Source organism: Bradyrhizobium canariense, from assembly GCF_018130465.1.
Lineage (GTDB): Bacteria > Pseudomonadota > Alphaproteobacteria > Rhizobiales > Xanthobacteraceae > Bradyrhizobium > Bradyrhizobium canariense_C.
In genome coordinates this window covers 187949-199390 of the sequence record NZ_JAFCKJ010000009.1, presented here as the reverse complement: position 1 = coordinate 199390, position 11442 = coordinate 187949, and the positions used below count along the sequence as shown (strand labels likewise).

Here is an 11442-nt window from a genome sequence, read left to right as displayed (position 1 = left end):
TGACCACTCATGACGTGAATATCTCGCGTTGAATTCATTGATATCGAGGCGATGCGTATCATATGACCCGCGATCTCCGCAATGTGACCCCCACGTCGGCCCTACGAACCAACCGGTTCTAGCCGGGGGTCCTTTGGCCTAATATCACCGCGAACAACATGAATGCGAGGAGCGCGACTCCCGCCGCGAGTACTGCCGAACGCAAGGGCCGTCCTGGCCCGGCCACCAGCGACACTTTGATGTTCTCTTCGCTAAGCCTCGTGGGGTAAGTCTTCTGCAGGCCCAGCCGCGTCCCTAAATCAATCTTCTTCAACCTCGCGGTCGACTGCTCCTGCTGGATCTTCAACAACAGATCCAGCAGCGGCGCGGCTCCCAGCGAAGGCGACGCGTCGGCTGCAGAGGCTTTTGCCAGATCCGAAAGCTGCCCCTCGATGTTCGACAGGCCAGCAAGAAGGATATCAATCGCCGCTAGCTGGCCATTGACGCCCGCAAGCGCCTGCTCACGCAGATTTTTCTGCCTCTCCTCGAGGAGGCGAGGCACGGTCTGGAGAGCCTGCCGAACCATTTGCTCGGTAGGCGCGCGAACACGGACCTCGATCATGTTTCCCCCTACTGGCCGCGCGTAGAGGCTGTCGGTGATGAGCTGGATAGAACGTGCGTCTTTGGCCTCCACCGCATCGACCACGAGCCGCTGGAACTCTGGGCTGTTAATTTTGTCAGCCCCTGCATCCACGCTTATCAGTGCCCCCCCATCCACCACACCGAGCTGAACGCGGGTCTCTGTCCCATAGATCGGTGCCGCCCTTGGAACGAGAAGATAAACCAGTACACCAACGACGAACGCGGAGAGCAACATCCAGGTCAGGTACGGCCGGCACGCTTGGTATATCAACATGGCCAATCCGCCCAGATACCGTTCTGCCGAAACTGTCTCACGCCGGTCTGCCATAGACTAAGAGTCCTTCAAGCTACAGGCCCCGTCGGCCGAGGACCCAGCGGCTGCAACAAGGACTTGTCGCAACGCCACCGCGTCTCGGTTACATATATCAGCAAAGCCATCATAATCTTCAAAATGAAGGTGAGTTGAATGAACGAATTCACCATTCCGGCTGCGATGTTGACCCATAAGGCGTATAAAATGGGCGTGAGAAAAAAGCATGTCGCAAAGCGTTCCTCGACGATGCAGCGCGTCAGAAGGAACATGAACTCGGAAAAGATAGCCGCTGACAGAACAACCAGCACATAACCGCCGACGGGACCACCAAGTTCAAACAGGATCTCCGGCCAACCACCGGCATAGGTCGAGCCTTGCTCAAGAATGAAATGGACGCGGCCCTGAGGCAGCGCAGCTTCCATCAGGAACTGCATCGTTGAATTACGGGCGGGATCGAACGGGTCAACGAACAGCTTGTATGCCGCATGGAAGCCGTTCCAATTGTCCTGCAGGAATACCCGCTCATAAGTCATCCACCACATCTCGCCCTGCTGGACGAGGATACGCTGCGATAGTTTCGCGAATAGCTCGGCGCCCTCAAATTTGCGGACGACCGTGTACGAGTAAGCGATGGCGCCTACGATGAGAAGGCAAAGGACAGCCCCCGCGAGCGCAATACCGCGCAGCGCGGCCTTCGAAGCGATCGGACGCCCCGACGAAGTACCGCGATTCAAAATTGCGATGGCGATCGGCATCGCGAAGAACAAACTGTAGGTATAGAACGACGAAAAACGGTGACCCACGAGGAAGAGGTAAAGGATCAAGCTCGCAAGCAAAGCGCCGAACCGCCAATCCAACGAGCATCCACGGAAGGTGGGCGCAACCAGGAAGACCCCCAGTTGAAATGCCAACATCGGTCCCCAATAAAGCAACAGGCCATGCAGCGGACCGCCATACAGGCGTGCATAGTCGAAGCGCTCCATACTGGCGAACAGAGGTATTGGACCTCTCACCAGCAATTCCAGCCAGAGCGCGGCAACGAAGGAAATCACGAGCCAGAACGCAACATCAAGAAGGTCGAACCGGCCAGCAGACATCCGGTCTCCAAATGCCGGACGCGCCTTCGCAAAAAGCGCCTGTAACCGCGCTGGCCGAAACGAGCAAAGCAGCGCGACGATTACTATTCCCTCCGCCAGCGCAATCGGCAGCACAGAAATGCCGGGACCAATACTTCTCTCCAGCTGCTCCGAGAAAACCGGCCCCCAAATATCGATGTAGAGTACCGAGCAGAGCCGCCACGCGAAGACGAAGAAAACAAAAAAGAAGAGTAGCCCCAGCGCTGGCCGCAACAGCAAAACGGCAGCCATCGCCGACAGGATAAGGCAAGCAGCTAATACGCTGAGCGTAGCGAAAATGACTGGTTCGGGTGTCAGCGACAATATTGGCATATCGATGTGCTGGCGACCTGCACGAACCTCGCAAGTGCAAACGCCACCCCCGACTGCGTGCCAAGCTCGCTGATCAGAACGACGGCCCGGCCCACGACAGCTCTTCCTTGCGAAACGTCCGCCTGCAACCCCGACATCGGATACTCGAAGGAAGGTTCCATTTGGTTCATTTCCGCGCCCTCACCAACCTAATAGCTCATGTCAGGCGATACTGGACGGCTCTCCGCACGCTCTCAGGAAGCATTTTTCGCTTGTTCAAATTGCGCAGAACGTTCCAGGCCCAGGTCGCATAGAACGGCTCCTCAAGATAGTGAAAAACCAGCCTGATTTGCTCACGCACTGCTCCTGGCGCGAAATGACCGCGGCGATGGAAACCGAAATTGTTGGAGATCACCAAGGTGTTCGGTTCGGTCAGGATATGCTTCTCAACAACACCCATGTCCTTCAGGTGTGCTTCTGGAATTTCCAGATTATGCTTCACCGGAGAGCGCGCGACACGAATGCTGTCGGCGTATTCGTAGCGTAAACGCGCTGCTGTGAGCTTATGGCTCCGCGGCACCCAAACATAGGCTCCGTTTTCCAGAGTGGAGCCGTTCAGGCTGTAATAGGCCTTGATAGTGGGATAGTGGCGATCGGCGTGCAGGATCGTTTCAGCATCCGGCACGAACTCCTCATTGTCTCTCATCGTGAGCAATTGATAGCCGATTTGCGGAGGTCGCTTTATTTGATGGCGCGACATTGCCGAGACAACGTTGAGCAGCCTGGAATCGTTGGCGATCTTTTCCACCACAAAGGCACCATCGCCCTGATCGTCCCGGGAAATTGGGCTGGTTGTAAAATCAAGACCGGTACCGCCGCGATTTGCCTCATACCTCGTCGCCGGGCCCGAACGAAGCTTAGCGCAGTAATCGCGAAGTCTTTCGAATTCATCGGCTGGAAGAAAATTCGGGACGATGACAACGCCGTCTGCGATTCCCTGGCCGATCAATTCTTTCGTTTCCGCCAGAGGCGCAGGCTCTCGTCGCATGGCATGTGCGCCGTGATGACTGAGGACGCGCGCAAGCTGCCAGCCCAATAAATTGGCCACGACCGGCCCGGAATGATACCGGGGCGGTTCCAGGAACTTCTTTGCCAGGTTGGATATCGACATCTTGCTACTCCTGTTCGATATCGTCAGGTTGTAGATAAAGAAGGCCTTCGCATGCAAGAGGCATTTTTATAAGGGATTTCAAGCGCTTGATGTAAGGCCCGACGGGATCGACAGTTCGCCATTCGCAGTAGAGAGGTTTACCGCGCGACGACAATGTTGGCGGGCTCCCAAACACACAGGAATCCATCATTATGCAATGTCGGCGCGAACTCCATTCGCTCGCGAGCTACGACCCGAATTTCACCCTTGTCATTCAGTTCATCAAGGAATTTGAAAAGACGCGTCTGATAATCCATCGACTCGATATAGACGCGGCTGGCGAAATCGCGGGGCTTCGTGAGGCTGAGCATGTGGATGGAAGGCTCGATATTCACGACGCGCGCCGGTCCCGCCCGCAGGATGTTCTCGATGACCTTTTCAACCAGATGCGGGATCTGTTCCAGGCAGAAATAGGTGAGAACCGTCGCGCCAGCGAGTTCGGCGAAACCGGGATCAGCGGGATCGGTCAGATCGATTCGGCCAAAAGTCACCCGATCGGAAAGCCGAAAATGACTCGCGATCTGTCGGCCTGCTTCGATTCCGTTGGCGGAAATATCCAATCCACGAAGCCGTCGCCATCGTGGATCCAGACTGAGCGCAAAGAGATTATAGCCGAAACCAGTGCCGATTTCCAAAAGCGAGTCCGCCGCGTCAACGTGCCGCGCGATCAATTCAGACAACGCACCGATCCGATAGCGGTAGTAGTCACGATACGAAAGCTGAACGATCCGACCATCCACCTTCGCAAGGCGCGCGTCCGCATTATCCCCAACCAGAAATTGCTCCAGCGTTGGTGCAAGGAGCCAGGCGCGGTCCTTGAGAATCTTGCTCCAAGTGCCGGAATTATACTCGGAATCGACGACATCGCTGGTTCGGTGCCGACGCTTCAGCACCATCCGCGCAAGACTGTGCGCGATATCCTTCGTATAGGCCCCCGCCAAATCGGCGCGCGACGCGGGCCGGACGTCAGGTCTGAATCTCGATTGGCTCATTTCGAAATGGCTACGCTATCGAGTCGGCAGGTGGCAATGTGCATCAAAGGCGCACCACCAGCTTCCGCTCGCTCTTTTCATTGAGATGCCAGACGTTCGCAACCGTATTCACCGCGTAACGCCGGGGCGAGCGGTCCACATGCCAAGGTGCTCTGGACATCATCCCCATATTGAACACATCCGAATTTGCAGCCGCAATGCGGCATCGGCCCGTGCCCGCCGCCGGCCGATGGCATAGCAAAGTTACCCCGTACGGGCAAGAATAGGGTCCTAAGAATGGGGCCCTGGCCGCCCGCCGGACCGAATCGCCCGCGGATTGCATAGTCTCACTTCAAACCGCCTATCGCCGGTGGGTCATTTCCTTCGCGAGCCTACCGAACATCTCGCGGTCACCACGCGACAGAATCAGCGTGAAGCTGAGAACCCACGCAGCGATGCACCCGCCCCCTCCGACGAGAGCAAGACCTGGAAGACTCTCGGGGGTCGAATATGTTTTGTAGCATACTACGGCTGCCAGGATGATGGCCGCGACCGTCGCCTGGCGTCCCACTTGCTCCCAGAACAGCGATTTGGGCAGTTCCATGAAAGCCAGCATGTGGCGCGCGATGAGCGGCGCGAAGACGACAGGGGATATCGCCCACCCCAAGACGAAGGCTCGCTCCTGGAACCAAGCGAGGCCTATTGCCGTCAAGACATATTGGAGGAGCACCTGAAGATAGAGATATTGATTATTCACACCAACGAAGTCCGGCCGCACCATCAACGCGGCCTGGCCCACACCGAGCATCGACGAAACAGCAGGAACAAACAGCGACATTGCAAGCCATGGCCACTGGTCTGCGTGCTGCGGCCCCACCCATATTTTGAGTATGTCTTCCGAAAACAAGGCCATGACAACCAGGGCCGGAATGATAGCGGCAGCGGGAAGAATAAAGCCGTTTCGCCCGAGGATCTGCAACCGCCGCGTGTCGGTGGCCTCGTCAATTCGGGTCGAGAGCGGCAGGATTGCAGAGTACAGCGGTGCCATCGTGGTTTTGATAAACCGGGGCAGGCGTGTAATCAGATCAAAAGCGCCGACTTCAGCTGGACCGAAGAGAATCCCGATAGCAAGCGGAGGCACCGTCTGCTGAAGTGAGCCAACGATCCGGCTGTTGAACATCAACCAACATCGATGGACGATATCACGTCGGCTGTCTGCACTCCATGCACAGAAGCGCAACGGCGTTCGACGCGTCAGAAGCAGGGTGACAGCCGCGAGCACAAAATACTTTGCGACGACCGTGGCCAGATAGGAATAGGCAAGCCAATCGAAGGCGCCGCCGTGCCAGAAGACGACATAGATCGAAACGACATAGGCCACGTTGCTTCCGACTTCAGTCAATCGCAACCATCCGTACTGCTCAAATCCTTTCAGCGCTCCCTCCGCCACAAGTCCAACGAAGGCAATCGGAAGCACCATCGCTGTTACAAGCAGGATGGAAACGAAGGATTGAGTCTGATCCGGCGTGACTTTGAAGACCGCGGCAAGCGGCATGGCAAACAGCCACAACGCTACTCCGGCAACGATCCCCGTCGCAGCGGAGATCAAGGTGAGAAGCGATACTTTCTCACGAGCCGACTCCCAGTCGCCCATCCTACCCCGAACGACGCACTGCGTAGTGAGTTCGGAGACCCCCAAGTCAATCAGCGCCAGAAATCCAGTCGGCAGAAAAGCCCGCACGAGCACGATCAGGCCAAGGACTGCCAAACCGTAGGACCGCGCGATCAGACCGACGGCAAACAATCCCAGGACACCGGCAAGACCATAGGCGATTGCCGAGATCGTCGTGTTTCGAAGGAATCTCCGCAGCACGCTCAGTCCGCCTCGGTAGGCAGCAGCCTCGCGCGGCCGACGGCAAGAAAACCTGATACGCCGGCAATGCGGTAGGCGATCGCGGAAGTGACGGTGTTATGCAGGAATTTCCAAGGCACGGATTAGTTCGCCTCGCCAGCAAGTTATTCAGAGCGGGCAGCTAGCATAGCCCAAAGTCAGTCACCCTTTAGCATCATTGCCGGAGATAAGCAGGCAATGATCAAGCTTTTCCCAACTGCTATCACCCTGTGGCTTTTATGGAATTTCGGTCCCGCGGCCCGGCTCACTCAGTCAAGGCTGCACGGTATTAAAGTACCGACATAACGATCGCGCAATGGTGGGATCCCCTTTACTGCCAAGACCAAAATGGCCGAGGGATATGCCCTTGGCATCGAGCCAACGAGGTGGGGTTCCATACGATAGGCGCCTCCCCTCGTCTTGCAGCACACCCGGCAACTCACCACAGAGCGCCGCGACTGAGTATTTCAAAGCGGCTCTTGTCGACAGAATACCGGGGAATGTGCAAAAGGAGGGCCGCATGGATCAACAGCGCGCTATCATTATCACCGGTGCCTCACGCGGGCTCGGCTTTGAGCTGCTCGATCTACTTGTTGAGGCCGACGCACGACCGATCGCGTTAGGCCGGCGTCTCGATCCGCGCCACGAGGCGGCAGCAGCCAGGAACGCCTGTATTTTCGTGCCTGCCGATTTATCCGCGTTGCCGAACCTGGATCAAATCGACCTCGCCAGCACTTTGCCACAAACCGCCAATGAGATCGTCCTGATCAGCAATGCCGGGGTTGTTGAGCCAATCGGCACGCTCGGCGTCATCGATGCCGCGTCGCTTGTCACGGCGTTCGCGGTCAATGCTGTGGCTCCAGCGATCCTAGCACGCAAGCTTCTCGCGACGGCCGATGCGCAAAGGACGCGGTTGCGCATTCTCAACATCAGCACGGGAGCTGCGCGCCGCCCGCTGCCGGGACTTGCCGCTTACTGCGCCAGTAAGGCAGCAGCCGCGATGATCTTTGACTGCCTAACCGAAGAGCGCCCCGACGTCGTGATCGAGCATATTGATCCGGGCGTTCTCGACACTGACATGCAAAGTATGCTGCGCAGTACCGACGATCCAGCATTACCGGTACGGCAAATGTTTGTGAAGTTTGAGACCGAGGGCAAACTTCAACATCCTCGCGATGTTGCCCGCGATATCCTGACGCGAGCCGGGTTACTATGAAGATTGCCGTGCTCGCCGATATCCATGGCAATGCCGGGGCTCTAGGTGCGACCCTCGTCGAGGCACGCAAGAGCGGCGTTGAGCATCTAATCGTGCTCGGCGACATCATCGGCTATTACTACGCTGCCCGCGAAGTGCTTGAACAACTGAGGGAATGGCCCTTCGATGCGATCCGAGGCAACCATGAGCGGATGCTCGCCGAAGCCCTCAAGAGTGATGTGTCCATGCAAGCGTACCGCGAACGGTATGGCAGCGCGCTGGACGTGGCAAGGGCAACGCTTGAGCCGCAGGATATCAATTGGCTGATTGGCCTGCCCGATCGGGCAAGCGTTCGGCTCGGCGGAATTGCGCTGGAGCTGTGCCATGGTTCGCCGCGCGATCCTGATGAGTACGTCTACCCCGACGCGGATGCTGCTACGCTGGAAGCTTGTCGAGTAGCTGGGGCCGATCTCGTGCTGATGGGACACACTCACTATCCCATGCTCGTCGCCGGAGAGCGCCCTCTACTCCTCAATCCCGGCTCGGTGGGTCAGGCACGTGACCGCGGGGGACTTGCTTGCTGGTGCCGCGTCGATACCGACACACGCGCCGTGGTGCTGGAGCGTACCCCCTATGACACGCGTCCACTCATTGAGGAAGCACGACGGCGGGACCGCCATCTCCCCTACCTCGCGGATGTACTCGAACGAGGCAATCCCGCAGCCGCTGGGGCAGACTGAGGACCGCGAGATGATTTACGAAACCATGCTGATAACCGGATGCGGCGGCGATATCGCGCTGGCGCTGGCCCGTATTGCGCGAGAATCCGGCGCAGTCCGTCGGTTGATCGGCTGCGATATCCATGCTGATCATCCGGGAGCCGCCTTCTTTGACAAGTGCGAACTGCTGCCGCGCGCAAATGAGGGTACCTACATCGAAGGGCTCGAACGAATCGTTGCAGCGCACGGCGTGGACGTGATCGTACCTATGTCGGAAGCGGAGATCGCAGTCTTACTCGCCGCCGGACGTCTGGGTACTTTCGCCGGAGTACCGGTCCTGACTGCAAACAAGCTCGCCATCGAGACAGGTCTCGACAAGTATGCGACGTTCAATCGACTTGCCGCGCACGAGCTTGGGGTGCCGTGGACCCGTATCGTTGGGGAGGCGCCGCCACAAGCCTTGCCGTGCATCCTCAAGCGCCGGCGTGGCCAGGGCAGCAAAGATCTACGTCTGGTCACCACCGAGGAGGAAGTCGAGATCACCAGGCAGACGCGGGTCGGCGACTTGTGGCAGGAGTTGTTGTTGCCCGAGGATCAGGAATACACCTGCGGCCTGTACCGCAGCCGGATCGGGGAAACCCGCATGATCGTGCTCCGCCGTCGGTTGCAGGGCGGACTAACTGGCGCAGCCGTGGTGGCCGATAGCACACCATTCAGCTCACTCCTGCATGGAATAGCCGACGCGCTTGAGCTCAATGGTTCGATTAACGTGCAGTTGCGACTAACGGCCGACGGCCCGAAGGTGTTTGAGATCAATCCACGCTTTTCCAGCACGGTCCGCTTCCGTGACAAGCTAGGCTTTCACGACTTCATCTGGTCGTTACTGGAGTCACGTGGGCTTCCCATCGGAGACTATCGTGCGCCGTCTCCCGGCATACGGATGTATCGCAGCGCCGATGAAGTTATCATCGGCTGAAATTCGCGGCACTCCGGATCGATTGGCGATCCCTTGGAGTGCATCCAGAGCCAGTCGCCCTTCTCAGAGGCCCATCACCAGCTTTTCCAGCGGCGATGTCTCCGGCGTGGCCAAAAATGGTCGCGGTCTCTCGAAAGGATACATGATCGGGAACGCGAAGAAAGTGGCAGTGTAAAGCAGACGGCCGTGACCGGGCCCCATACGGCTTCCCATGTGAAGGCATTTCGCCGTGTCCACCATGAAGGACGTCAGACGAGGCGCCTTCATCACCTTGACGTCTTCGCGCGGCACCTTCTGAAAAATTCGCTCGTCCGGGAAATGGCTACCCAGCAGCGGATAACCGAACTTGTCGGTCGATTGACGCGGCAAGAATGTGAACGGTCCGTCGCCATCCGTCTCGACATCGGTCAAATAGCTGAACAGCTTGATCACGCGGACGTCGTCGTGGTCGCGGTGCCACAGCTGGGAAGACTGGAGCTCTTCGCCGGTGTGACGGGAATAGGACAGCAGCACATAATCGAGCCACGGAATTTCACCCAATGCCGAGGCAATGACGTTGATGACCGGAGGCTGCAGCGCATAGCGGACAAAGACGTTGTCGGCGCTCAGGCGGCCGTTCTCCATCTCGGCATCCAGCAGACGGACCCAGAACTTCTTCCAGGTCGACGTCTGCTTGTCTTGCGCGGTTTCGATATTGTCGAGCCTGGTTCGCCCGGCCTCGGCGAATTCAACCTGAACGGATGGATCCATCAGTTCGGTAACGATCGCATATCCATCGCGATTGAGATCGTCGGCCTTCGCACGTTCCGCCGCAGAGACGTTCAGAAGCTGCAATTGACGCCGGCGCTCGCGCTTTTCATTGAGATGCAAGGCGCTGTAACCCGTTTTCACCGCGTAACGCAGCGGCGAGCGGTTCACATGCCAAATTACCCGCGACACCAAACCCATCTTCGGACATCCTCTGCGTCAACGACGCGGGCTGTGGCCCGAGCGTCTTCACCCCCTGGTGCAGGGGGATCCTTTAGCAAAATCAACCCATCCGAGCAAGGAAGACGCTCTAATGGCACGGCGGAGCGGCTGAAACGTCTCGATCGGCCGACCAATGCGCCTGTCGGCAAAGATCAAGCGGCTACTGCCGCAGAGCAGCCACATGGAACCATCACGCACGCGGACGATCGGCCCGGCCGCTCACCGTCGAACCACGATGCAGATATCTCTGCCCAACCCCGCCATGAATATCGACCTGAACAATGCGAGCCTGGCATCAACGTCGACGCCACACGCATAACGAAAGAACTTTCGTCGCAATGAATGCGCCGAGGAGCCAAGTTTTCTATCCTTGTAGTAGTTGAACGCCTCCTCCATCAAAAGATGGTCAATGGGGTAGTCGCCAAAGCAGTCAATGACGGATAAGCCGTTACGCCTGCCGAGCTCGGGAAGCGTTTTCGTCGTGAAGTAGTGCAGGTGTACCGGCGGTACGAAGATGGGAAGCTCTTCCTTGCTGGCATCGCCAAATATGGTCGAATGAAGCTTCGAGAAATCGTTTGGCACTTCGATAATCGCCAACCCTCCGGGAGACAGGTAGGACGCAATGCGCGTCATGATGCTGTCCGGATCGATGACGTGCTCGATTACGTTCTTGCAATAGACCAGGTCAAACGTAGCGCCTTCGAAATGGCGCCGAGATCCGATGTCGCCGGCGACGAAATGGCCAGGATCGCTGTCGATCAGATCGCGATTTTGCCGTTCAATGCCTACCAGAGAGTGGTCCACGCCAAAGACGTCGAAGCCCCGTCGCTGCGCCGACTTCAGGAAGAACCCCTCCCCGCACCCGAGATCAATCGCATTTCCCTTGGTAACGCCGTGGGCCGCTGAGAAGTCGAGTGCGACGTTTGCTCGATCGTCGAAATAGTCGAGCTCCGCGCGATCATACGCCTTTTTGTATTGCCCGGTCGGGTCTTGATAATAGGATTCGCGATAGTGTTTCTCGATCTCCTCGATGGTGGGCATCGGCTCGGCTGAGTGACCATACAAGGAGGGAACGCATCGATATTTCTGCATTGGCTACTCGTGAAAGGGACCAAGGGACTTCAGGCTGTGGATTGAAGCGATCCGGATT

Annotated in this window: 10 protein-coding genes; 3 read left to right on the top strand and 7 right to left on the bottom strand. The window is 57.7% G+C overall.

The window, feature by feature from the left end; all coding sequences use genetic code 11:
* Window positions 1-118: 118 nt before the first annotated feature.
* From JQ591_RS23650 to JQ591_RS23630, 5 genes are all read right to left on the bottom strand, one after another.
* Window positions 119-949 carry a hypothetical protein gene (locus tag JQ591_RS23650; RefSeq protein WP_211398375.1) on the bottom strand — a complete coding sequence of 277 codons (831 nt, stop codon included), beginning with the start codon at window positions 947-949 and terminating at the stop codon, window positions 119-121.
* 14 nt (window positions 950-963) lie between these two features.
* Window positions 964-2373 carry a DUF6418 domain-containing protein gene (locus tag JQ591_RS23645; RefSeq protein WP_211398374.1) on the bottom strand — a complete coding sequence of 470 codons (1410 nt, stop codon included), beginning with the start codon at window positions 2371-2373 and terminating at the stop codon, window positions 964-966.
* 205 nt (window positions 2374-2578) lie between these two features.
* A complete protein-coding gene (locus tag JQ591_RS23640; RefSeq protein ID WP_211398373.1) occupies window positions 2579-3532 on the bottom strand; it encodes a phytanoyl-CoA dioxygenase family protein in 954 nt (317 codons plus the stop codon).
* A gap of 137 nt (window positions 3533-3669) precedes the next feature.
* A complete protein-coding gene (locus JQ591_RS23635; RefSeq protein ID WP_211398372.1) occupies window positions 3670-4563 on the bottom strand; it encodes an SAM-dependent methyltransferase in 894 nt (297 codons plus the stop codon).
* Window positions 4564-4903: 340 nt separating this feature from the next.
* Window positions 4904-6415: a lipopolysaccharide biosynthesis protein gene (locus JQ591_RS23630; RefSeq protein WP_211398371.1), complete on the bottom strand. Its 1512-nt coding sequence runs from the start codon at window positions 6413-6415 to the stop codon at window positions 4904-4906.
* A 538-nt stretch (window positions 6416-6953) separates the two neighbouring features.
* On the opposite strand from JQ591_RS23630, the gene JQ591_RS23625 reads away from it, so the two are divergent.
* The 3 genes from JQ591_RS23625 to JQ591_RS23615 are packed head-to-tail and all read left to right on the top strand — an operon-like array spanning window position 6954 to window position 9323.
* The gene (locus JQ591_RS23625) at window positions 6954-7649 is read left to right on the top strand and encodes an SDR family NAD(P)-dependent oxidoreductase (protein ID WP_211398370.1); all 696 of its coding nucleotides are present in this window, start codon (window positions 6954-6956) and stop codon (window positions 7647-7649) included.
* The gene (locus tag JQ591_RS23620; RefSeq protein ID WP_211398369.1) at window positions 7646-8368 is read left to right on the top strand and encodes a metallophosphoesterase family protein; all 723 of its coding nucleotides are present in this window, start codon (window positions 7646-7648) and stop codon (window positions 8366-8368) included. Before JQ591_RS23625 ends, JQ591_RS23620 begins: the two co-directional genes overlap by 4 nt.
* A gap of 10 nt (window positions 8369-8378) precedes the next feature.
* On the top strand, window positions 8379-9323 hold the full coding sequence (locus JQ591_RS23615; protein WP_211398368.1) for an ATP-grasp domain-containing protein: 945 nt from the start codon (window positions 8379-8381) through the stop codon (window positions 9321-9323).
* A gap of 63 nt (window positions 9324-9386) precedes the next feature.
* Here JQ591_RS23615 and JQ591_RS23610 read toward each other — a convergent pair whose 3' ends face one another.
* Window positions 9387-10271 carry a hypothetical protein gene (locus JQ591_RS23610; RefSeq protein WP_211398367.1) on the bottom strand — a complete coding sequence of 295 codons (885 nt, stop codon included), beginning with the start codon at window positions 10269-10271 and terminating at the stop codon, window positions 9387-9389.
* Window positions 10272-10511: 240 nt separating this feature from the next.
* On the bottom strand, window positions 10512-11384 hold the full coding sequence (locus JQ591_RS23605) for a class I SAM-dependent methyltransferase (protein ID WP_211398366.1): 873 nt from the start codon (window positions 11382-11384) through the stop codon (window positions 10512-10514).
* Window positions 11385-11442 lie beyond the last annotated feature (58 nt).